Source organism: Solibacillus sp. FSL K6-1554, from assembly GCF_038005185.1.
Classification (GTDB): Bacteria; Bacillota; Bacilli; order Bacillales_A; family Planococcaceae; genus Solibacillus; species Solibacillus silvestris.
Genome location: NZ_JBBOSS010000001.1, coordinates 2,239,449 through 2,263,204 on the forward strand (window position 1 = coordinate 2,239,449; position 23,756 = coordinate 2,263,204).

Consider the following 23,756-nt stretch of genomic DNA (forward strand, 5'->3'; position numbering starts at 1 on the left):
GGTTATAGTAACCCCTTATAGATTATTTAAATGTGGTTAACTGTTGTGAAACAGCATTTAAAAAATCCTTTTCAAACCGGTAAATATGTTTGCCTTCGGATTTGCTTATTGTAATTGCATCATCTATCATTCCACCACTTAAAGATAACGATGTTACTGATTTAAATTCAATTTGATTATCTAGTAATTGATCAATAGAAATGTTGGTTTCTATTTGAGCAAACGGTTCTTTTATTTGTATTGATGAAATTTCATTCTCCGTTTTATCCATTACAGCATCGATAAGCGTTAAAAGGGTACCCTCATCCAATTTATTTGGCTCAGTAGCAGCTATCATCAGTGCTACGACCTCTTCTCCATTTAAATGATTTACTCCCTTTTTAAATTCCAAAGCCACTTGAGTTATCCCTCTTACTGTAATATCATCCTGCAAATCATACTCAATACCATTCATGGTTTCAATGAGTGTTGAAAAAGTGTCGAGATCGATCACCGCAAAATTATCAATTGGCAAATCAAATAATTTTGATACAGTTGTTCGTACATTCTCAGCGCCTCCAAAATTATACGCAAATAACAATTTATCATTTATTGAAGTCCCATCCAAGTTTTCTCCTATGGGTGCATATGTATCATAAGGGAGCGAAACAACCTTCATCTTTTTTTTATCTCTACTGTACGATAGTAATAGATTGAGATAGATTCGATTATCCATTTCTTTAGACTTAACCGTAATTAGAGTGGTTAACACTTTTGCATCTTCTATTCCTGTAGTACTTGGAACTGTTGTATTGGGTTCTGTATTAAGATCGCTGCTGTTAGTGTTTTGATTGACACCTCCCTGAAGCATTGATGGTAGAAACAAAAATAAACAAAGACCTGCCACTAACAAAGAAACTGTAAACGGGATACTTTTGTTAGGAGAACTAAAAGATTTCTTTTGTCTGTAATTATCCGTCTGTGATTTGTGGATTTGTTCGAATACTTTATTACGGTCCTCTTTTGTGAAATTTAACTCTTGATTCGTCGTATAATTTATTTTTTCTCTGAATCGATTATCTTCCATTAAATTCTGCCTCCTTGATCATCGGCTCTAACCTTTGTTTTGCTCTTCTTAATCGAGTTTTCACTGTATTTACAGAAACCCCTAAAACTTCAGCAATTTCCTCTGTGCTTAATGAATCATAATAATACAGATAAACAACTTCTCGATATATTTTTGAAAGTGCAAAAATGATGTCTTTAATTTCTTCCTCCTTATATTTATCGATAACTGTTTTTTCTATTGATGGTAATACAGCCTTAGTTGTTTCATTAATAAAACTTTTCGCCTGGACCATTTTGTAATGCCAGCTTTTTAAATAATCCTTACATTCATTAATTGTTATCCGGTAAAGCCATGTTTTGATTTGTGCTTCAAATCGGAACGAATCCAGATTGTTGTAGCATTTAATAAACGTATTTTGAACAAGGTCTTTCGCGATTTCTTTATCTTTCACATAGGAAAATGCAAGCCGGACCAGTTCATTCCCATATTCAATCATAATTTTTTCTAATAAATAATTCTTTTCTTCACTATCCAATATACTGCCCTCCTTACAATTCAATTTCAATTCTGCTATTAGACGACTGTCAATTCCATACAGGTTCAAATTCCAAAAATATATATAATTATAAAAAACTAAAAAAACCCATATCTAAGATTATGGACTAATCAAAGATACAGGTCTGAAGTATTTAATTTTTTTATTTCCCACTGTAACAATAAAAAATCAGCGTTCTTGAAGTTCATTCACTGTTACAAATTCATACCCTTCGCTCGTAAGTTCCTTTAAAATCGCTTCAACTACTTGTATTGTCCCACCGGTTTGATCATACATTGGATGAAGCAAAATAATTGAGCCCGGTTTAATGTTTTCCAGTACATAATCTACTTTATCATCAACGTTTGTGTAATAAGTTTCCGGCTCTAAAGAACACATAATAGTCTCCCTGTTGTGCTGATTTAAATAATACGGTAACCCAACAAATTTTTTCCCGTAAGGTGGGCGAAAGTCGATTTCTCCCTTATACCCAATCTTTCTGATCAGTTCGTCTGTTTTTTCTATCTCCTCTTTAATAAAAGAAGGCGATTTTAAAACCATTCTTTTATGTGAATACGTATGATTTCCAATTTGATGCTCTGCTTCTACTATTTTTTTAGCTTCTTCGGGATGTTTTTCAATTTCAGTTCCGATAAGGAAAAACGTAGCTTTAGCCTTGTATTCATCCAATAAAGGCAAAAGCTGATCCACATTCTTGGTCGGACCGTCATCAAATGTTAAAGCAATAACCTTGTCTTTTGTTTCCGCTTGGTAGGTCAACCCTCCAAAAAATTGAAACGTTCTTAATTTCGTAACTTTGAACATCCCTGCAAATAAAAGAGCCATTAATATAACTCCAATTATTAATTTCTTTTTCATCTTCGGTTCCTTTCTTTAATAACCTTTAAGCAAAACTACTGTAGAAATATATGCTACTTTATTAAAACAAGCACTTACTACCAAGCCAATAAGCCAAAAAAGTCTGTCGAAAACACTGCGAGTAAAAACAACGAAATAACCACTAATTGTACAGACGTAAAAATGTAATCATTTTTGTTTTTTGAATATCTCTTCTCCATAACAATTCTGACTAGTTCCGTTACAATAACTAAGCCAAACAAAAGTATATATGGTTGCAGAAACCAGATGTGTTTTAAAGGATTTCCGCTGACATTAATAAAAAAAACGTACAATATTAAGACAATAAAAGAAATCCGAATGGTCCTATCAATTTTTTTATGTTTCTCATTTACAAAGTGATTGGAGAAGAACTCTTTCTTTTCCACATTTAGCCATTTTCTTAAAGACTTATTCATAAAAAATAGTACAAGTCCAAAAATTGACGATATTAAAATCAAATTTGTTAAAACATTTTCCACGATTTTTCACCACCTAATTTTCACTTCACAACTGCGCAATGTTTTCGAATTCTTCTTTTAATAACCCATAGTAGGTCAAATCATAAAACTGTCCGAATCTTGATACATGTTGCTTTAATGTGCCTTCATATTTCAAACCGATTTTCTCCATTACCTTCCATGAACCAGTGTTTGATGTAAATGAAGCTGCAAATATTTTATTTAATTTAAGCTGGTTAAAACCATATTCCAACAATGCTTTTGCTGCGTCGGTTCCGTAACCATTTCCCCAATACTCTTTTCCAATCCAATATGCTAATTCTCCTCTTTGATACGGGATGGACAAATTTAAATTAATCAGGCCAATTAACAGTTTTGTTTCTTTATTAATAATCGCAAACATGACAATCTTATTATTTTGTTCTGCAGTTTGGATACTTTCTATAAATTGAGAAGCAGAACCTTTAGGATATGGATGAGATATATTTAATGTAGACTTTGCTACATCATACTCTCCTGCCAATTCTTCAATTCTGTCTGAATCATCAAATGTTAATGGTAATCTTTCAGTTTCCAATTTGTGCATAAACATCCCTACCTTCTCTTTGTGTATTACAAGATGTTATATTATTATCCGTTACCTCGAATTTATATAGTAAATAAGGTGATCTGTCCATTCGTCAAATTCGTAAATAAATCCTTTTCTTATACATTCAAATTGCAGACCAACACTTTCTGCTAACTTAATAGAAGGAAAGTTATCCAGATTTATGTGTGCTTCGATCCGATGATAATTCAGTTTATTAAAAGCTAGTGTAATCGCAGCTTTTACAGCTTCCTTTCCATATCCTTGTAACCAAAATTGGTTATGGATGGTATAACCAAATCTTGCCCATTGAAATTCATCCCTTAACATTGTGGAAAAATCAACTGAACCAATATGCGCAAGATCCTCTTTTCGGAAAACCCCGAATACATAAACTTTATCTTCTGAAGAAAGCCTTTGATGACGATCTACCAAATCTCCAAACCAATCTTTTGTACAAATGCTCATATCTATTTTACCTTCATCGTATTGATGCTGTGATGGCAATCTATTTTCAAATGCGGATAACCACGATGTGTAATCTTCTTTTTCAAGGGGTCTTATTACTAGTCTGTCCGTTTCTATGTAGTCATTGAATTTCCTCAAAAAAACACCTCAACTTCTAAATCATAATTTCGCTCTACTTATATGATTCTAATTTAATTTATATTTTGGGTTGTTTATTATTTCATTGATCACATCTAAGATATCATCAAGTGAAGTATTGCCTGTATCAATAATGTGTTTTTCATTTAATCCTGTTTCTATGAACTCATCTACTAAAATCACACATCGTTCACCCATTCTGGCGCTCGGTAACCTCATATTATCCCTAGTCAATAAAGTCTTCTTATCAGTCCATAAAACTACGTAAATTACTTCCACATTTAAACTTTTAAGATTCTCGCTAATCCATTCTGCTTCTTTAGGGAAGGTTACATAATCAACGATGACGTCATTGCCATACTTAATAAAATTCTTTGTGAGACTTAATATGTTATCCCAAATCAACGACATTTCTTCCGAGCTTTCCCACGGCTTTTTTCTCCCGTTAATGTGCATATGGCTAATATAATCACCAGAAATATAGGCACTGTTCTTAAATGTTTTAGCCAGTTCTTTTGAAGTTGTTGATTTCCCTACCCCGGCCGGTCCTGAAATGATGTAGACCTTATGTGCTGCTATTTTACTCATTCGTTCAACTCCTTAAATTAGAAGTAATACTCAATAATGTTTCCCAATAAATCCATTTAAGTTATAATTTTCTTACTATTCTACTAGAATGAGGTGCAAAATGTTATCTTTATTTAAATACAATTGGCAAGTACGTGAAGATTGGTTCACTTGGTGTGAATCATTACCGGAAGAAGAATTTCATAAAGAGCGGGTTGGCGGTATGAAAAGTATACGAGAAACACTTACCCACATAATAGATTGTGAGTTGCTCTGGTTGAATTCATTAGTTGATGAAAAGGTAGTTTTTGAAAGGCGACAACTACTTACACAATTGAATGAGATCAAAGAATATTCGACTTTTGTCCAATTGTTTACTGAACAGTTCATTGAACAACTTCCTTCAGACTATGAAAATAATATTATAGAAGTACAGCGACGAGACGGTTCAATATTAGAATTTACGCAAAAAAAGATTTTCGCTCATATGATAACGCATGAGATACATCACATTGGGCAGCTATCCGTTTGGGCTAGAGAAATACAGCGAAAGCCGATTTCTTCGGATTTAATCATTAGAATTTTTGAGTAATCCATTAAGCATTGTCCCTTTGCCCTTAAATAAATGGAAAATTTATGTTAAAATTTTTACAGGATGTACTTTAGCGTATATAACAGTCATGTCAGTTCGTGGAAAACATAACAGGGGGTAATTAAGTGGATGCTTTGATGTTAGACGGATGGACTCCTTTATTATTGTTAGGATTATTCTTTGCATTTATGATGTTTTTTATTGCCCGTAAAGTTTCAAAAAATGTTTTACTTTTAACTTCTGCTATAATGAGCCTACTTTGTATCGGATTAATACTTTTCAGCATATTTGTTGTTGGTGGTTGGGAAGGCATGGGTCTAGGCTTCTTTGCTTTTACTATTTTTATAGGCGTTTGGATAGGTACTATTTTTGGTATTATTTATCAAAACACGAAGTAAGGGCTTTAGTTGAATAAGCATATTAAACGCTCAGGGATATTTAAAAACTGAGCGTTTTTTATATTCTCTACTGCCATATTACAGCTGACTTATATATGAATTTACATTACCAAATCTATAATTTCTTTTACCCACTCGATGTTCTCATCAACTCCGTATTGCTCACATAATTTCTTGTGAATTTGAATAAATTCCGGAATGATATTTTTCATTACATTAAAAATTTCTTCTTGTTCTCTATTGCATTGCCACTGAATTAACAGTGATAATTGTCGTTCATTTAGTTTGCTTCTATCCCCTTCTAATTTTGCCCAATCCCCAAAGGCATTCGGTTGTATGCCTGCTTCCATATACCAACCAGTTATCATGGATAACCTTAAATTATCTATATTGTGAAGTGCATAATAGATTTCATTTCTCATTACTCTTCTGTACGCTTCATGCAGATAAGCAAAAAATTTTGTTCTCCAATGTTCTATTTCTTGAACAGATGGTCTATACGTTAAATCCGCTGATTCTGTTACTACATCATGGATCAAACCTGTTGGATCATGGACAATTTTTAATTTCTGAGTCCATATAGATGGCTTCATATCCACCTTTTTATAATAAAAACTGTCCACTTTTATAAATGACCTATAATGTGCCGTACTGTAATTTGCCCAATGAAAGTCTTCAAAGTAAAGAACATTTCCCCAATTACTGGCCCGTTGCTTTTTGTTCAACCTATACTCTTCATATACTTCTTCTTTCACAACTATACGGAGATCGATATCAGAATATAGATCCGTTTCCTCATTTCCGATGGACCCTCCGTAAAAAACAGCCAAAACATTCTCATCATTGATTAAATCAAGTTCAATTGCTTCCAGTAATTCCTGACGATGCTTCGGAAGACCAACATCTCGTTTTCTTATCTTAGTTTCTAATCCCACACATTCTAAAACAGCTCCTTCGTTTCTACGTCCTTTTATTAAAATTCGAAAATGGAATTCATTAATCCTCTTTTTATATATTGTAGTTTTTAAAGCAATCGAGGCATTAGCCACCATGCTACAATATAAATGCTCAATACTCCCCACGCTGCAGTTGCTATTATCCACCTAAGGATTATTGGAGTAGCTGAACTATCGTGAATTTTATCTTTCAAGCTCCTCATTTTAATTGCACATACAACCATTCCGGTGACGATGAGTACAATTGCGAGAATTGATAATGCATCCATAAATTTACCTCCAATCTCCCTTTGTTAAAGATTTGAAATTAGCTTTCATAAAAAATATCAGAGCCAGTCCTTCACGTATGCAACTACACCTAAAACTGCCCCTATAGCCCCACCAATAAAAACAGGAATAATGTAGTTGTAGCTGGATTTTTTCTTTCCCTCGTTTTGTAACTTATTATTTAGAGTCATATAAATTCCTCCTTTATGTATCTATACGAATATATATGGTAAATGTTTCAACTTTTTGTATTCATAAGCAATGTCAACGTTCAAAGTATGACGTCCTCCTGTCGAATTAAAGGATTTCATTGAATAATCTAGAAATAAAAGTTTAGATGTATTAAAAAAGTTAGGTGGTAATTGTGATGATAGAGAATTTAAAAGAGCATTTACAGCAGTTAGAGGAAAGTCATACTGGTTTAGAAGTTAGAAGGAGTAAAGAAAAGCTTGATGCAATTTTAGCAGATGACTTCTTTGAGATTGGCAGCTCCGGTTATATTTACGATAAAAAAGAGTGTCTTGAAACTGGTGTTGTTTTGACAGAAATGAAGCTGCACAACTACGAAATCTACCCGCTCGCTCATGACATTGTCTTAGCTACTTATTTTTTAGTCGATACAACGAGAGAAAGAAATACACTGCGTAGTTCGATATGGAAATTGATTGACGGGCATTGGCAGCTCTATTTCCACCAAGGTACGATCACGCCACTTCAATTAACTAGTTTTACTAGCAGTTCATCAACAGTGAATTTGAATGTATCCAAATAATGAGAAGATGGCTATGGGTAATCTCTATCGGTGTCATTGTTTTGGGCTGGTTTATTTTTGATATGTGGCAAGAGTCTAGCAGAGATGCCATAATAGGAACAGCTTTGAGTAGTAATATTGATACTATTTCAGTAAGAGATACCAAAACAAATGAAGAAATTTTAGTATTTACGGATTCGGATTCTGCTTTTACTCCTATGGTTGAAATCTACAGGTTCCCCTATGTACAGTTGGAACGGACAGATAATAAGATATTTAAAGAAGAGCCACTGCTCGAAATCGAATACTTACAAGAAAACGAAGTCAAGTATGTAGTGAGGGTCCATCAATTTAATAGTAAGCCAGCACTAGCACAGCATTTGGAAGACAGGTACATGTATTCTTTAGAAGATAACGATAAAGTGTATCTTTTTGTAGTGAAAGACAATGATCAGCTAGTAAAAGTGAATGACGGCTTAAAAACGCTAATGGATATCATTACTTCTAAGTAAAAAACAGCGACAATCTCGTATAATTATTATTGTCGCTGTTTGTATTTTGTATAGTATCATTAATTATAATTGATGTTTTTTTATGCCTTTACTTTAGATTCAACAAATTGGCTGAAGAATGAAAGGATTTTTTGGTAAACCGCAATTTCATTTTCTTTTTTAGAGAATCCATGACCCTCATCTTCAAGAAGCATATATTCGACTTCACGGCCTTTATCTTTTAACGCCTGCACAATTTGATCCGATTCTTCCTTCACAACTCGTGGATCATTTGCTCCTTGAATAACGAGCATTGGTTTTGTCATCGTCTCTAAATACGTAATCGGAGAATATTCGATAAACTTTTCTTTGTCTCTTTCAGGATTTCCTACCCACTGATCCATCATCGGTTTCCAGTCTTCCGGAACCGAATTGACAAAAGAAAACAAATCAGACGGCCCAAAGATATCGACAACAGCTTTGAAATAATCCGCATGTCGTCCGTGAAGCAACAATGCCATATAGCCACCATAGCTTCCACCCATCAATAAAATATTCCCCTTCTCTGCATAACCGTTGTCAATAAGCCAATCGAGACCTGCGACATTATCAAGACGCGGACCGTATCCCCAATCTCCGTCCACCATTTTCATGAAAGCTAATCCATAACCCGTTGACCCACGGAAATTTGGTGCAAAAATACTATAGCCATTATTTAAAAAGAATTGGAATGAAGCTCTAAAGAATTTTCGCTCTGCAGCTTGCGGACCACCGTGTGGCCAAAAGATGATTTCCCCATTATCATTTTCCTTATTAGCTTTGAAGAATAAAGATTCAATTTCCAGCCCATCAAAAGAAGCATACGAAATGACATCCGGCTCCACTAATTCGCTATGGTCGACACCCGGTACTGTATATTGTGTAAGAGAAGTCCATTCATTATCTGTAAATCGGTAAATATTATCCGGTTTAGTAGCAGTTCCGCCTAACATATATAAATTTCCTGACTTTGTTACAACTAACTTATCGATAGTACTACATGGCGTTTGTATTTTCTCCCATTCATCTGAGCCCAAATCATACATGTATACAGTATCTTCTACACCCTTTTCACTAACTATATATAGGTGCTGCTTGTGTTGGTCATATTTCAGGGTAGTGAAGCTTTCATTCTCTATATCTTTCACTTTAGTAAATTCATTTGTCTCTAAATTATACGAAGCCAAGTATGTAAAATCTGCGTCGTAGTCCGTTAAAAAATAAATGAGATCATTTGTTGCGAAACAAGCGTCACTAACTGTGTGCTGACAATCGGTAGACGGTGTTAACAAAGTATTTTCGTTCCCCCGTTTTGCATACAACAGCGAATGCGTATTTGAATACCCCATCATATAAAGAAGGGTTTCTTCATTAGGGCTTAAACCAATTGTTAATGTAGGAGTAGTTTTTCCTTCTAAAATCAATTCTTCCGCCCCTGTCTCCAGGTCATATTTATACGTATTCAAAAAAGAGGGATTTCCTTTTGATGAAGTGTAATAAAGCTTTTTCCCGTCTTCCGAAAGAATCATTCCTGTATTGCGCGTTCCTTCTTCATTAATAATCGGTTTTAATGTACCCCCATGAAGAGGCAAACCATAAAATTGTGTATTTTCATTGCCATCTTCATCAAAACCTGCCAAGATGAATCGTCCTTGTTTATCATACAGAAGCCCATGACAGCTCTGATTATTGAATGTCAGCTGTGTCGGGAATGTACTTGGCAGATTCATTGCCCATAAATTATACTTTCCGCTTAAATTTGTACTGAAAACAAGTTGATTTTCATCCGGACTCACCGCAAAATCTCTAATTGAAAATGTCCTTAAAAACTGCTCTGCCCCTGGTTTAGGAAATGATACCATATTGAATACTCCTCCTTAATGTTTAAATTGTAAAAACTGTATTATTACTAAATTACCATAAATATACTTTTAATTGAAATAAAACAATTGAATATACGAAAAATTGTATACAATTACTAAACCATTCGTAAAATAGTATTACAAATTAACTGAATTCACATATATTCATTTATAGATTATAAAAAACAAAAAAAGAGTAATACAGAACACCACCTGTTTACTCTTTTACTTATATAAATCTTTACAAAGGTATATTTGAAACCTTCATCCGCACATATACTATTATTTTTATTCATAACTCTCCATTTAAACTGTAAAATGATTTTCTATAATTTTTTCATTAATGAGTGCAGTTTTTTCCTCTTTTTTTATTCCATTTAATATTATATCCATATAGGTATTCACTAACTCTTCTTCTGACACTTCCCCATCCGGATCATACCAATTATACGAACGGTTAACCATGCCTAGAATTCCAAAAATGACAATATCACATCGAAGGTCATCCCTGAATTCCCCTTTTTCTATTCCTTCACCTAAGAGTTTTTGAAGCTTAATTCGAAACTCTTTACGATAATCATTGATTAACTTTAATTGATTATCATCGAGATGCCGAAATTCACGATTAAATACTCTTGCACTCTTCCCATGTATTTTAATATTTTTTATAATTAAAGAGATTAAATTATTCATTTTTTCTTTATTACTAAGATATTCATCATTAAATATCACTTCTTGTTCAGCTAATAACTCTTTAATATAATTTAAGTGAATATCCATTAATAATTCTTGTTTACTTTTAAAGTAATAATAAAAGGTACCCTTCGTCACACCAATCGTATCAATAATATCTTGAATGGAAGTTTTGCTGAATCCCTTTTTATCAAAGAGGTCTATACTTTCTTTTAGAATTCTTCCGCGCATTTAATTTACTCCTCAAGTCATTATTTTTTTACAATTTTAGTTCACTCCCTTTCGATTACTAAAGAGATTCCTTGGCCTCCACCGATACAAGCTGTAATAAGGGCGAATTTCCCAGCCGATCGTTTCAATTCATAAACAGCTTTTGTTATTAAAATTGCGCCTGTTGCACCTAATGGATGCCCATGCGCAATTGCTCCGCCATTAACATTTAGTTTTTCCGGATCGATTCCCAATTCCCGGTCACAGGCGATAACCTGTGCAGCAAACGCCTCGTTCAATTCGATAATGTCCATATCGGATAAAGAAAGATTCAACTTCTCTAATAATTTTTTCGTTGCCGGTACGGGACCAATTCCCATAATATTAGGATCTACTCCTGCAACGGTTGATCCTTTAATCGTGGCTAATGGTTGAATTCCTAATTCTTCAGCCTTCTCTCGAGACATAATGACCATTGCTGATGCCGCATCATTCAGTCCGGAACTACTACCTGCTGTGACAGTTCCATCTCTTTGGAAAGCCGGCGATAGCTTTGCTAATGCAGCTAACGTTGTATTCGGACGCGGATGCTCATCTTTGTTAAAAAGAATCGGCTCACCTTTACGAACAGGGATACTAATTGGAACAATTTGTTCATCAAAACGCCCTTCATTAATTGCAGTTGCCATTCTTAGTTGACTTCTTAAAGAATACTCATCTTGTTCCTTTCTCGTAATATCGTATTTTTTGGCAAGGTTTTCTGCAGTAGTTCCCATGCCCGGGTTTCCGATTTCTTCAGGAGCAAGTAATGTTTTACGATACCTTGGCGGGATTGAGCTGTATGCTTGTTCTGGACGCTCATATTGATATGGTGCACGGCTCATGCTTTCAATACCCCCGGCAACATATATATCACCTGCCCCAGATTGTATCGCTTGGGTAGCTAATGCAGCTGCATTAATACCTGAACCACATTGCCTGTCTATTGTTAACCCCGGTATGTTGACAGATAAACCGCCCTGTAAAGCTGTCAATCTTGCAATATTGCCGCCACCACTTAAAACATTTCCTAAAATCACATCATTGATCATTTCAGGATTAAGATTCACTCTCTTGATTGCTTCTTTAATAACTTCCCCTCCATACAGATGAGCAGGAAGACTTGCTAATGCCCCACCTTGTTTTCCAATCGCCGTACGAACAGCTGATACAATGACAGCATCTCTTTTCATATATGGTCTCCTCATTATCAGTTTATATTTAAAGGATTTGCCCCTATCCTATTTGAAATCGAGACAAACCCTTTTTAATTAATACCGTTCAAATATTAATTTTCCCTTAACCACAGCTTTTTGATGCTGGTTTATAGCTTTCACATCAAAGATTAGTGATTGATCCACTATGTCAACTAAATCAGCCTTTAAAGTAAGAACATCATTTAAAAACACCATTCCTGAAAATCGAATATTATAATCTTTTATATAGCCCTCATCATAATAAGCCGTAAACAGCTTGGAAAGGTTGCCCATCGTCCACATACCATGAGCAATAATTCCTGGTAGACCAGCTTTTTTAGCTTCTTCATCAATTGTATGAATCGGATTAAAATCACCGGAAGAACCTGAATACTTGATTAAATCCATTCTCGATACTGGTTCTAGTGTCGTTTCAAGAGATTCACCTTTTCTTATATCTGCTAAAACTGTCATACGTTTAAGGACCTCCTTACCGTTTCCGTGATGATTGTGATCGACTCTTCAGTGAAAATTAATCTCCCATCTCTGTCTTCACCATACCGTGTCATCTTCAGGAAGCCCATTTTTCCGGTGCTGCCTTCTTTTTCATAGTAATCTTCTATTTTCGAGTAGCAATAGACTTCCTCTCCAACCAAAAGAGGTCGTTCATAATGATAAATCTGTTCACCATGTATTAATCCTTTTAACGGTAATTTGAGTCCATCGATATAACCAGATCTAAGCACCCTTGGAAATGTAGGGGGAGCAATATTTGTACCATATCGTGATTGTTTACCAATCTCTTCATCAGTATAGATTGGATGATTATCTCCAATGGATTCAGCAAATCTTCTTACAAGCTCTCTTTCAATTACATTTCTTACTTTGTTAGAAGTTAGTCCAATATACTCTGTATACAAAACTTCATCCCTTCTCTTTAATTTGTCGGTCCGCCAGCTACATAGAGTACTTGCCCGTTTACAAATGAGGAATTTTCATCAGCAAAGAAAGCAACTGCATTTGCGATATCTCTAGGCTTTCCAACTCTGCCAACAGGTATTTTACTGGCACCTGCCTTCAGGAAATCTTCAAAAGGTACACCGATTCGCTCTGCAGTAGCTTTCGTCATATCTGTCTCGATAAAACCAGGTGCAACTGCATTTGTCGTAATGCCAAATTTCCCGAATTCTCTCGCCAGTGTTTTTGTCAGACCTTGTAAGCCAGCTTTAACCGTTGAATAGTTTGCTTGCCCGGGGTTCCCTAATGCCGAAGTTGAAGAAATATTAATAATTCTTCCATACTTCTGCTGAACCATGTATTTTTGTGCTGCACGGGTTGTATTAAAGGCACCTTTCAAGTGAACATCGATTACCTGATCCCAGTCATTATCTGTCATTTTAAATAGTAAGTTATCGCGGATAATGCCTGCATTGTTAACCAAAATATCAATTGATCCATATTCCTTCATAACTTGTTCCATCGCTGCCTCAACTTCATGTGAATTTACAACATTTGCCTGTAGAGCTAAAATGTCGAATCCCTTTTCTTTAAATTCAGACTGTACATTTTGTAATGCTTCCGTATCAATATCAATTATGGCGATTTTTGCTCCTTCTTCAGTAAAAGTTTCTGCAATGCTTTTCCCTATACCGCGACTACCGCCAGTTATAAATGCAACTCTATTTTCAAATCTTCCAGTCAAATAAATTCCTCCTGCCTTATCTACTAAAATTTTGTGTCTTAACATTTTATTAGTAGTTTTAAAGAATTATTCAGTCAAACGAAACATTATGCTTTTTTCACTAATTATTTACTAATCGGTACTTAAATACTCCATTTTGTTTTTCTGAAATGACAATATTCCGTTCTTCTAATAAATCCAGTACACTTATAATTTCAAACAAAAATGTAATTACAGCTTTCTCATACCTTCCCCGGTACATGTCTTGTATAATTTCAAATCCGGTTGCAGCACCATTTGCTTTTTTTAGTGTATTGATCACACGACTTACACGATGTTCTATATTGCTTATATGTCCGTCAATTGCTTCATCTAAATCGGAAATAATGGGGCCATGTCCTGAAAAAGTAAAGTTAGCAGAAAGTTTTCTGCACTTTTCTAAATTCTTTAGATATTGGATTAAGGGTTTTGCACGCGTATTTCCGGGTTTAGGTGCATCCATCCACATCCCTCCATGGACCCCTTTGATAATGTGATCTCCACAAATGAACAACTGCTCATCCGCGGAGTAAAAAGAAATATGATCCTGTGAATGACCTAACGTTTCTATTACTTGAAATGAAGGTAAACCCGGTACCATATCTCCCTCCTCTAGTACCTCATCAACAGATGCAGTTTGGAAGTAATCCCGGTGTCCCTTACGAAACGCTGACTTGATAGCCATATCTTCTGTTAAACCGAATTCAATGAATAAGTTGTGAAAAAATTCAGCGCTCCATTCTATATAGCTTTCATCTTTTAAAATCATTTCAGTATCTTTATGAGCAAAAATCTTAATAGTAGGATTCTTCTCTAAAATCCAGTCCACAAGACCTGTATGATCATTATGGTGATGTGTTAATACAATTTGTTCAAGATCGGTTATTTCAACGCCTAGACGATGCAGGCCATTATTGAGATCATCCCAACCCTGTTTATTTTTTAGACCGGCATCAATAAGGGTTAACTTCTCTCCAAACACAACATATGAATTTACCGGACCAATCGGGAAGTTGGTTGTTAACTCTATTTTTTCTATCCTTTGCAAAGTACTCAATCCTTTTTTTGTCGGAATTTTTCTCACATACCTTCCATGTGACGATATTTTTTTACACAAATAGTATCCAACACTCTATAATGTTGAGTAATTTATTTATCGTACCAAACATCTTTTAAATATCCGTATCCGTATGAAGCATGTGGATATGAATCTCTTACATAAGGCTGTATCGGAGTCTTCGTATAATAAGTTGTGATTGGAATCGGATTAACTACATTTTCTAAAACATAACGTTGAATTTCATAGATATATTGTTTTCTTTTTTCAACATCCAGTATTGTTCTCTGTTCATCAAGCAATTTGTCTAATTCCGGGTCTCTGATGTTATACCAGTTTCTGGAGCCATCCGTGTGTAATTGCGTACGAAGCCATTCATCAGGCTCCTGGAAATATGTTTGATAGCCTACACCCATGTCATAATCGACATTCGGCCATTTTTCCGAGAAGTAAGCAGCATATTCAACCACCTCTATTTCGACATTAATTCCCACGTTTCTTAAATCTTCCGCAACCCATTGTGCGACACGCACAAGTTGTTCTCCGTAGCCATTCGTTACCATCATGGTCGTATCAAAACCATTTGGATACCCAGCCTCTGCCAGTAGCTTTTTTGCCTCTTCTGGGTTATATGATAATAATTTTTCTCTCTCTTCTAAAGGTAAGGCCCAATCACCTAATGAAGGATTGACTGGTCCACTCGTTTCACCGCCGCCGTAGATAGCCTTAACCATTGATTTTCGGTCAACAGCCATACTAATGGCTTTCCGTACCCGTAAATCCGTAAAAGGTTCTCTTTCCATATTCATATACAACTGTTCCTGCGTAGCAAACAGGGCTTCAAAAATTTTGATATTTGGATTTGTTTTTTGTAATTGTGTTATTTCTTCAGGAGATAGTCCACCTATAGAATCTGCCTGACCTGTACGAAATGCTGCTATACGAGATCCCTGTTCCGGTACGACTTTATAAATAATTTCATCTAAATACGGTTTGCCTTCTTCATAATAATTCGGATTTTTTTTGTAAGTAGCCTGCACATTATCTTCCCATTTTTCTAACACAAATGGACCTGTTCCAATTGCGTCAGTTGCTAAATCAACTTTCCCATCAATCGCTTCCTTAGGTAAAATCCACATGAAATGGTTTGCCATGAAATTTAAAAACGGAGCAAATGGCTGTTTTAATGTAAAGACTACCGTTTGATCATCTTGCGCTACAATACTTTCTACTACAGATAATAATGCTGCTTGATGACCAGGCAAATTGATGATTCTTTCCATTGTCGATACAACGTCCTGTGCCGTTAACTGTCTGCCATTTACCGGCTCTACATCATGCCAATATGCCTCTCGAAGATGGAACGTATAGGTCTTTCCATCATCAGATACTTCCCAACGCTCTGCAAGATCCGGCACAACATTATAATCTGTATAAGCAGCATCCGGTCCTGTTTCATAAGTAACTAGCTTGTTATAAACTAATCCTGCAAGCATATGTGTATAAATTGATGACTGACGATGAGGATCGAGCATATCGGGATCTGCAGGAGTAAGGATGGTATAGGTTCCACCACTTTTCGGTGCAGTAGTTCCTCCATCCTTATCGTCTGGCCCTTCATCTGATGATTCGTCAGCGGAGCAAGCACTAATTACTAGTACTAATAATCCTAAAACGAACACATAGATTATGGATTTCAGTTTTTTATCCATAAGTATTTCCTCCTAAGGGAAAATTGTTATTAACTGCCTAAGACATTTTGGGATCAAGGAAATCCCGAAGTGCATCCCCAAATAAGTTAAATGCCAAAACTAGTATACATAAGGCTAAACCAGGGAAAAGCACAAGCCATGGTGCACTTTCCATGTATCTACTCGCATCACTCAACATTAACCCCCAGGATGGATTCGGTGGTGGAGTTCCTATTCCAAGAAAACTAAGTGATGCTTCAGCAATAATTGTTTGACCAAAAGCAAGACTTGCCATGACAATGATTGGTGCCATCATATTTGGCAATCCATGTCTCATAATGATTCGAAATGAACCTGCACCGACCGAGCGAGATGCTTCAACATAATTAGATTCACGGATTCTCATCATTTCCCCTCGAACAATCCTAGCAAAACGAGGTATCTCGATAATCACCAATGCTATAATTACATTTTGGATGGCAGGTCCCAACAAAGCTGCAATAAATAAAGCAAGAATTAAAGCTGGAATTGACATAATTGCATCCATTATTCTTTGAATTACTAAATCGATTACCCCACCAAAATATCCAGAAATCATTCCAATTAATGTTCCTAATACGATTGAAATAACGACTGTTACAATACCAACAAGTAACGATATTTGTGAACCAAAAATTAGACGACTAAACACATCACGTCCTAAATCATCAGTGCCCATCACATGTTGTGAGTTTGGTGCTGCCAAAAATGCTGTACGATCTTGACTAATTGGGTCAAACGGTGCAATGAAGGGTGCAAATACAGCGACGGCGAAAACTAAAAGAATAATTAAAAGAGATATAAAGCCAATTTTTTGCGTATGAATAAAGCGTTTACAATCCTCTTTAAATTTTTTCAAGTGTATGTTCCTGCTCGCCTTTATACTCTCTTTTGGCAACTCAGAGTCTAGTTGTATTTGAGACAAATGAATCACTTCCTTTTCTTGAAACAAGAATATTGAGGCATTTTTTACTTAGTTCTAATTCGTGGATCTACCCAACCGTACATCACATCCACCACCAAATTTACTAATAAAAACATCGCTCCAAAGACCAGTACGGTTGACTGAACAACTGGATAATCTCTCACTAATACAGTTTCAAAAATCAAACTGCCTAGTCCTGGGAGTGCAAAAATTGATTCAAGTACTACAGTTCCTCCAAGCAGATATCCAATTTGTAAACCAATTAATGTAATAACTGAAATCAACGAGTTTCTAAGGGCATGTTTGAATATTACAACCGCTTCTTTCGCACCTTTTGCCCGTACCGTTCTGATAAATTCCGAATGCAGTACTTCAAGGACAGCCGATCTTGTCATACGAACAATACTGGCACTTAGTGTAATTGCTAGACAAATTGCGGGTAAGAACATTTGCTGTAGATTAACAATAGGATTTTCTGCGAATGATTGATAACCAAGTGGTGGAATCCAATTGAAAGACAGTGATAATACAGTTAATAAGATTAGTCCCAGCCAGAAGCTTGGAATAGATAATCCTCCAATTGAAATTACTTTTAAAAAATGATCTATAAATGTATTTTGTTTAACAGCGGAAATAACTCCTATCGGAATACCAATAATGATGGCTAAAACAATTGCCATTAGTGCTAGTTGTATCGTTACGGGAAGTCTGTCTAATATAATCTGGGATACTTCCTTACCTGACCAAAGAGAACTACCTAAATCTCCTTGAAGCGCATTTTTACCCCAATCTATTAGTTGACCGAAAACACTTTTATCTAGACCCATTTCAGCTTTCAATGCAGCCATTTGTTCAGGTGTTGCACCAGAGTTAGCCAACTGAAGGGTCACAACGTCACCAGGTACCGCTCTCATAACGATAAAAATGAAGGTTGTCATAATTAATAGTACGAATATCCCAAAAATTAAGCGCCTAACAATATAGTCAATCATATGTGTGACACCTCCCTATAGAAATGACAGGCAACAGTATGACCTTCTGTAATTTCCATTAGTTCAGGTTTTTCTTTTTTACAAAGATCCATTGCAAAAGGACATCTCGTATGAAATTTACAGCCACTTGGAGGGTTTGATGGACTTGGTACTTCACCACTTAGGATAATTCGGTCTGGTTGAATATTAGGATTAGGAATTGGCACAGCGGAAATAAGTGCCTTTGAATATGGATGGAGCGGTTCTGTAAATAAAGTTTGTGAATCGGTTACTTCTACTATTTCTCCTAAATACATGACAGCTATTCTATCTGAAATATATTTAACTACCGTTAAATCATGAGAGATAAATAAATAAGATAACCCTAGTTTCAACTGAAGATCTTTTAATAAATTTAAAATTTGGGCTTGAACAGAAACATCTAATGCGGACACTGCTTCATCACAAATCAGAAGCTCTGGTTCAGTAGCCAAAGCTCTTGCTATACCAATTCTTTGCCTTTGACCTCCTGAAAACTGATGAGGAAATTTATGCATATCATTTTTAGATAGCCCTACGATTTCAAGTAGCTCTCCTACCCGTTGACGCTTTGAACTTCCTTTTGCTAGATTGTGCACTTCTAATGGTTCACCAATAATATCGAGAATTGTCATCCTCGGATTTAGAGAACTATAGGGATCTTGAAAAACAAATTGAACCCGCTTCCTAAGAACTTTTTTCTCTTTTCTATTAATATTTGATAATTGTTTTCCATCAAAACTTACTTCCCCATTGGTTGAGTCAATAAGACCTGTTATTAATCTTCCAACAGTTGATTTACCACAGCCGGATTCACCTACAAGACCAAGAACTTCGCCTTTGTGAATATTCAGTGTTACCCCATCCACTGCCTTAACGTGTCTGATTGTTCTTGACAGTATTCCTTTTGTGATAGGAAAGTATTTTTTTAAGTCTGTTACTTCCAATAAATTCTTTTTACTGATTAAATGTTGATTGAGCTCAAAGACAGGCTCATTTTCTTCTGTTAAAATTGGTCCCTCCCAATTTCCTGTCAGGATGGGATCTGCAATCCAACATTTGCTTTCTCGACCATTTGCTAATTCAAAAAGTGGTGGTTCCTCACTTATGCACTTATCAGTAGCAAAAGGACACCTTGGATGAAAACGGCAACCAGCTGGAATTTCTATTAAACTTGGAACATTTCCTTTTATCGTGAGCAATTTACGTTCTTTACTTGTATCAATTTTTGGAATACTTTTCATTAATGCTTCTGTATACGGGTGTTGAGGTTTATTAAACAAATCTTTCACATTCGACTGTTCTACAACCTGCCCCGCATAGACAACAACTACTTTATCCGCCATTTCCGCTACAACACCTAAATCATGTGTAACAAGGATAATCGCTGTTCCAAACTGGGTTTGCAAATCTTTCAGTAATTGCAGAATCTGTGCCTGGACAGTCACATCAAGAGCTGTTGTAGGTTCATCTGCAATAATTAAACTAGGTCTGCATGCAAGTGCTATGGCAATCATTACTCTTTGTCTTTGACCACCCGATAATTGGTGTGGATAGGCATTAATACGGCTCTCAGGGTCCGGAAGTCCAACTAACCTTAATAATTCTAGTGCACGTTCCTGAAGTTCATTTTTACTAAGTGTTTCGTGAATTTTAATCGTTTCTGTAATCTGATCACCGATCGTGTATACAGGGTCTAAGCATGTCATCGGATCCTGAAAAATCATGGCAATTTCATTTCCTCGAATTTTTCGGATTTCCTCATTACTAATATCTTTTAAATTTAAATTATTAAACAGGATTTTCCCGGAAGTGACTTCTCCATTACTGTCCAACAAACGTAAAATCGAGAGTGCTGATACGCTTTTACCAGAACCTGATTCACCTACAATCGCTACTGTTTCACCTTTAGAAATACTAAATGAAATACCATCAACAGCTTCTAGGTTACCTTTTCTGGTCTTAAAAACCGTCTTCATTTCCTCTACTTGGAGTAGTGTGTCATTTTTTCCAGTCATTCGAATGCCTCCTTTCAAGTATATTAAACTACTTATATTAATCTAATATCAGGTTAGCAAATTGTTCTCTCAGCTTTATTTTCATGATTTTCCCAACACCATTTTTCGGAAGTTCCTGAATGAATTCAATATGACGAGGTGTCTTATATTTAGCTAAATTTTGTTGGCAGTATCCGATTAATTCACTTGCACTTACCTCTGCATCCGGCTTTTTCACAATACAAGCAACAATTTCTTCACTCATTTTTTCGGAAGGAACACCAATCACCGCAGCTTCCAAAACAGCTTCATGTTTAACTAGCAATTCCTCTAAATCTCTCGGATAAATATTAAATCCACCTCGAATAATTAAATCCTTTTTACGATCTACAATGTACAGATAGCCTTCATCATCCACTTTTGCCATATCCCCTGTATGAAGCCATCCATTTTGTAGTGCCTTTTTTGTTTCTTCTTCATTTTTAAAATAACCAGGCGTTACATTATCGCCTTGTACTAACAATTCACCGACATCCCCAACTGGTACCTCATATCCACCTTCATCCACGATTTTAATGTTTACGCCTGGCATTGGTACTCCTACAGAACCTTCTTTAATCGGCATATCATTACGTTGTGTAGCAACTCCTGGCGATGCTTCAGAAAGTCCATACGCATCTCGTACCTCGGCCCCAAATTTTTCTTTAAACTTATGACGTAAGCTAATCGCTAGTGCAGCAGCCCCCGATCCAACTGTTTCTAAACTAGATAAGTCATATTTATAGGCATTCGGATGATAATACATCGCATGCACCATAGCCGGAACAGCAGCAAAGGATTTTACTTTAAATTTTTCAATAACCTTAAATACCTCTTCGGCATCGAATTTATCAAAAATAACAACTGAGCTTCCTAGCAAAAACATACTGTTCATAATGCCAAAACCATAAATATGAGCTAGAGGAAGAACCCCTAGAGTAGTACTTCTTATTTCGTCCTCCGCTCTAAGTTTTAATCCTGACATTGAATTTGAGTAGAGATTTTTATGCGTTAACATAACTCCCTTCGGTATACCCGTAGTGCCGGATGTATACAGAATGACGGCTACATCTGATTCTTTTAACTCTAAAGGAGCATTTTCATAAATAGATATATTAGTAAGAGCCTTATCCCATTCAATGATTTCGAACTCTTCTTGTATATCTTCCTCTCTTGGTTGATCAATGCAAATAATCTTCGGTTTAACAGATAAATCACTGGATGCATTTTTTAATTTTTGCAATAGAATAGATGATGTAATAATAACTTTTGCTTCAGAATTCTTTAAAATAAAGTTGATTTCATTTTCATGTAAAAGATACATAGCTGGTACAATGATGCCACCAACTCCTAATACTCCTTGGTAAGAGAAAATAACTTCGGGACAATTTGGCATACAAATTAACACCCGATCTCCTTTTTCCACTCCCAGAGAATGGACAAGACTAGAAACTTTCTTACAAATAATTTCCGTTTCACTATTTGTATAAGTTTTATCATAGAAATACAGAAGGTTATACTCACCAAAATTCTCAATATTTCCACCCAATAATTCAGTTAGTAACATGTTACCCTCCTAACTTTTATTTACTATTTTCATAGTATTTTTCACATTAAAGCGCTTACATTTTAAGGTCAATCTTTCCGATTATGAGTTACTAGTATCTTTGTGTAGAGATATTTCAATTTTCTGTTGGGAAGTTATTAAAAATGCAATACCTAATAGAATTACTGTTATAACAGCAGAAGTTATAAATGGAGCCGATACGAGATATATGAATACCCAGCCCCCCCAAAGAGGTCCAAGTATTCTCCCTAAACTATCCATTGATTCTTGGAGGCCTAATGTAATACCTCGCCCCATCTCAGTGCGTTTTGATAACATCGCTATAGTAGTCGGCCGAACCAATGATTGCCCAAAACCAGTAAAGACACATCCTAAAATTGCTACCCATATTAATGGCGCAAAACTAATTAAACAATAGCCAATTGCCGTAAAGGATAAGCCAATTTTTGTAATCGTGTCTTCATTCCATACTTCATAACATTTTTTTAGTAAAAAGAATTGTACCAAGACAGAAGTTCCAGCTTGTGCGCTAAAGGCCATACTTACAAAGATTGGGGTAGCTTCAAATTTTGCTATTAGATAATATCCAAGTAGACCGAAGAAACTCGAAGCTGCAATGGACAATCCAAGTATGATCATATAATGATTCCAATATCCGGTTTTCGTAACCATTGTAATGGATTTCCAAAAAGAAACTGTTTCATTATTTCCAGCAAACGTATTCTGAGTTTCTTTATTATCATTATTTATCGAATCTCGGATGTAAAAATGGGCAAAAGGTAGAGTTACTAATGCTAGAGATCCTGCAATAATAAAAGGTACTACGACTCCAAATGGAGAAAATAAACCTCCAATAGCTGGACCACATAAAAAGCCAAGTCCATTCACTGCCCCCATTTTCGCGATAGTTTGGTTTCTAAACTCTTTTCTAGTGTGATCAGCTACCATTGAAAAAGCTGCAGTTTGAGTACCAGACGATATTGCTGCACCAATTAGTCGAACTAAAAGCAATTGCCAATAATTTTGAGCCAAAATTAGTAATAGGAAAGCTACACCAAAGCCAAATACGCCAATCATTAGTACGGGTTTTCTCCCTATTTTGTCAGCTAAACGTCCCCATATCGGTGCAGTGATTAACTGGGAAACTGCCCAAATTATGATTAACGATGACATTTGAACTGATGAAAGCCCCAAATCATCTGCTAAGAATGGTAATGTAGGAAGTACTATTCCATAACCTGTCATCGTTAAAAACATTATGAATCCTAGTAGAAAGAACGCCTTCCTTTCCATCATCTATATTCATCTTCTTTCAATTTAATTGAAAAGCGGGGAACGCTCGCTTAGTTCTGACACAAGTTGGAGACTCTGACATGGAGGCGGGTTTGCCTCCATTGGAAGAGCCGAAGCGCATAGCGGTGCTGGCATTTACTATAATTTGAAAATATAGTAAAGATTATTGATGTTCTACCCACACTATTTCGGATTAAATTTTGATTTGGCAAACTAACTATTCA

27 protein-coding genes are annotated in these 23,756 nt (G+C 35.7%); 4 read left to right on the forward strand and 23 right to left on the reverse strand.

Annotated features, from left to right (window positions below):
• Nucleotides 1-22: 22 nt before the first annotated feature.
• From MHB58_RS10970 to MHB58_RS11000, 7 genes are all read right to left on the reverse strand, one after another.
• Nucleotides 23-1,066, reverse strand: coding sequence for an LCP family protein (locus MHB58_RS10970; RefSeq protein ID WP_014823612.1), 1,044 nt, complete (start codon nt 1,064-1,066; stop codon nt 23-25).
• Nucleotides 1,056-1,583, reverse strand: a complete 528-nt coding sequence (locus MHB58_RS10975) for a sigma-70 family RNA polymerase sigma factor (protein ID WP_014823611.1) — start codon at nt 1,581-1,583, stop codon at nt 1,056-1,058. Before MHB58_RS10975 ends, MHB58_RS10970 begins: the two co-directional genes overlap by 11 nt.
• A gap of 189 nt (nt 1,584-1,772) precedes the next feature.
• Nucleotides 1,773-2,462, reverse strand: a complete 690-nt coding sequence (locus tag MHB58_RS10980) for a polysaccharide deacetylase family protein (protein WP_041865731.1) — start codon at nt 2,460-2,462, stop codon at nt 1,773-1,775.
• A gap of 77 nt (nt 2,463-2,539) precedes the next feature.
• Entirely contained in the window at nt 2,540-2,962 is a 423-nt protein-coding gene (locus MHB58_RS10985; protein WP_065215803.1) for a DUF4181 domain-containing protein, read from the reverse strand.
• Between the two features lie 25 nt (nt 2,963-2,987).
• Nucleotides 2,988-3,527: a GNAT family N-acetyltransferase gene (locus tag MHB58_RS10990; RefSeq protein WP_340735191.1), complete on the reverse strand. Its 540-nt coding sequence runs from the start codon at nt 3,525-3,527 to the stop codon at nt 2,988-2,990.
• 51 nt (nt 3,528-3,578) lie between these two features.
• Nucleotides 3,579-4,133 (reverse strand): GNAT family N-acetyltransferase, encoded by a 555-nt coding sequence (locus MHB58_RS10995; protein WP_014823609.1) that lies wholly within the window; start codon nt 4,131-4,133, stop codon nt 3,579-3,581.
• Nucleotides 4,134-4,181: 48 nt separating this feature from the next.
• Nucleotides 4,182-4,721, reverse strand: a complete 540-nt coding sequence (locus MHB58_RS11000; protein ID WP_014823608.1) for an AAA family ATPase — start codon at nt 4,719-4,721, stop codon at nt 4,182-4,184.
• Nucleotides 4,722-4,821: 100 nt separating this feature from the next.
• Between MHB58_RS11000 and MHB58_RS11005 the strand changes: the two genes are divergently transcribed.
• Together MHB58_RS11005 and MHB58_RS11010 are read left to right on the forward strand one after the other, a co-directional pair.
• Entirely contained in the window at nt 4,822-5,292 is a 471-nt protein-coding gene (locus MHB58_RS11005; protein ID WP_014823607.1) for a DinB family protein, read from the forward strand.
• A 125-nt stretch (nt 5,293-5,417) separates the two neighbouring features.
• The gene (locus tag MHB58_RS11010; RefSeq protein WP_014823606.1) at nt 5,418-5,690 is read left to right on the forward strand and encodes a YesK family protein; all 273 of its coding nucleotides are present in this window, start codon (nt 5,418-5,420) and stop codon (nt 5,688-5,690) included.
• Nucleotides 5,691-5,791: 101 nt separating this feature from the next.
• Here MHB58_RS11010 and MHB58_RS11015 read toward each other — a convergent pair whose 3' ends face one another.
• The 3 genes from MHB58_RS11015 to MHB58_RS11025 are packed head-to-tail and all read right to left on the reverse strand — an operon-like array spanning nt 5,792 to nt 7,104.
• Nucleotides 5,792-6,742, reverse strand: coding sequence for an aminoglycoside 6-adenylyltransferase (locus MHB58_RS11015; RefSeq protein WP_285848843.1), 951 nt, complete (start codon nt 6,740-6,742; stop codon nt 5,792-5,794).
• Nucleotides 6,715-6,915 carry a hypothetical protein gene (locus tag MHB58_RS11020; RefSeq protein ID WP_014823605.1) on the reverse strand — a complete coding sequence of 67 codons (201 nt, stop codon included), beginning with the start codon at nt 6,913-6,915 and terminating at the stop codon, nt 6,715-6,717. The genes MHB58_RS11015 and MHB58_RS11020 overlap by 28 nt, the downstream gene beginning before the upstream one ends.
• Before the next feature lie 57 nt (nt 6,916-6,972).
• Nucleotides 6,973-7,104, reverse strand: coding sequence for a hypothetical protein (locus tag MHB58_RS11025; RefSeq protein ID WP_014823604.1), 132 nt, complete (start codon nt 7,102-7,104; stop codon nt 6,973-6,975).
• Nucleotides 7,105-7,280: 176 nt separating this feature from the next.
• Between MHB58_RS11025 and MHB58_RS11030 the strand changes: the two genes are divergently transcribed.
• Nucleotides 7,281-7,685 (forward strand): nuclear transport factor 2 family protein, encoded by a 405-nt coding sequence (locus MHB58_RS11030; protein ID WP_014823603.1) that lies wholly within the window; start codon nt 7,281-7,283, stop codon nt 7,683-7,685.
• On the forward strand, nt 7,685-8,176 hold the full coding sequence (locus tag MHB58_RS11035) for a hypothetical protein (protein ID WP_014823602.1): 492 nt from the start codon (nt 7,685-7,687) through the stop codon (nt 8,174-8,176). Before MHB58_RS11030 ends, MHB58_RS11035 begins: the two co-directional genes overlap by 1 nt.
• Before the next feature lie 80 nt (nt 8,177-8,256).
• On the opposite strand, the gene MHB58_RS11040 is transcribed toward MHB58_RS11035, so the two are convergent.
• From MHB58_RS11040 to MHB58_RS11100, 13 genes are all read right to left on the reverse strand, one after another.
• Nucleotides 8,257-10,056 (reverse strand): S9 family peptidase, encoded by a 1,800-nt coding sequence (locus tag MHB58_RS11040; RefSeq protein ID WP_340735192.1) that lies wholly within the window; start codon nt 10,054-10,056, stop codon nt 8,257-8,259.
• A 306-nt stretch (nt 10,057-10,362) separates the two neighbouring features.
• Nucleotides 10,363-10,980, reverse strand: coding sequence for a TetR/AcrR family transcriptional regulator (locus MHB58_RS11045; RefSeq protein ID WP_014823600.1), 618 nt, complete (start codon nt 10,978-10,980; stop codon nt 10,363-10,365).
• 41 nt (nt 10,981-11,021) lie between these two features.
• Entirely contained in the window at nt 11,022-12,191 is a 1,170-nt protein-coding gene (locus MHB58_RS11050; RefSeq protein WP_340735193.1) for a thiolase family protein, read from the reverse strand.
• A gap of 78 nt (nt 12,192-12,269) precedes the next feature.
• The gene (locus MHB58_RS11055) at nt 12,270-12,668 is read right to left on the reverse strand and encodes a MaoC/PaaZ C-terminal domain-containing protein (RefSeq protein ID WP_340735194.1); all 399 of its coding nucleotides are present in this window, start codon (nt 12,666-12,668) and stop codon (nt 12,270-12,272) included.
• A complete protein-coding gene (locus tag MHB58_RS11060; RefSeq protein WP_008403997.1) occupies nt 12,665-13,114 on the reverse strand; it encodes a MaoC family dehydratase N-terminal domain-containing protein in 450 nt (149 codons plus the stop codon). The genes MHB58_RS11055 and MHB58_RS11060 overlap by 4 nt, the downstream gene beginning before the upstream one ends.
• A 17-nt stretch (nt 13,115-13,131) precedes the next feature.
• Entirely contained in the window at nt 13,132-13,896 is a 765-nt protein-coding gene (locus tag MHB58_RS11065) for a beta-ketoacyl-ACP reductase (protein ID WP_340718561.1), read from the reverse strand.
• 100 nt (nt 13,897-13,996) lie between these two features.
• Nucleotides 13,997-14,998: an MBL fold metallo-hydrolase gene (locus MHB58_RS11070; RefSeq protein ID WP_014823597.1), complete on the reverse strand. Its 1,002-nt coding sequence runs from the start codon at nt 14,996-14,998 to the stop codon at nt 13,997-13,999.
• A 65-nt stretch (nt 14,999-15,063) separates the two neighbouring features.
• Complete coding sequence (locus MHB58_RS11075; protein ID WP_340735195.1) at nt 15,064-16,683, reverse strand: ABC transporter substrate-binding protein; 1,620 nt, start codon at nt 16,681-16,683, stop codon at nt 15,064-15,066.
• Between the two features lie 37 nt (nt 16,684-16,720).
• Nucleotides 16,721-17,560, reverse strand: a complete 840-nt coding sequence (locus MHB58_RS11080; RefSeq protein WP_014823596.1) for an ABC transporter permease — start codon at nt 17,558-17,560, stop codon at nt 16,721-16,723.
• A 110-nt stretch (nt 17,561-17,670) separates the two neighbouring features.
• A complete protein-coding gene (locus MHB58_RS11085) occupies nt 17,671-18,618 on the reverse strand; it encodes an ABC transporter permease (RefSeq protein ID WP_340735196.1) in 948 nt (315 codons plus the stop codon).
• The gene (locus MHB58_RS11090) at nt 18,615-20,654 is read right to left on the reverse strand and encodes an ABC transporter ATP-binding protein (RefSeq protein WP_340735197.1); all 2,040 of its coding nucleotides are present in this window, start codon (nt 20,652-20,654) and stop codon (nt 18,615-18,617) included. Before MHB58_RS11090 ends, MHB58_RS11085 begins: the two co-directional genes overlap by 4 nt.
• 37 nt (nt 20,655-20,691) lie before the next feature.
• Nucleotides 20,692-22,239, reverse strand: coding sequence for a class I adenylate-forming enzyme family protein (locus tag MHB58_RS11095; RefSeq protein ID WP_340735198.1), 1,548 nt, complete (start codon nt 22,237-22,239; stop codon nt 20,692-20,694).
• 81 nt (nt 22,240-22,320) lie between these two features.
• Complete coding sequence (locus MHB58_RS11100; protein ID WP_340735199.1) at nt 22,321-23,535, reverse strand: MFS transporter; 1,215 nt, start codon at nt 23,533-23,535, stop codon at nt 22,321-22,323.
• Between the last annotated feature and the right edge of the window lie 221 nt (nt 23,536-23,756).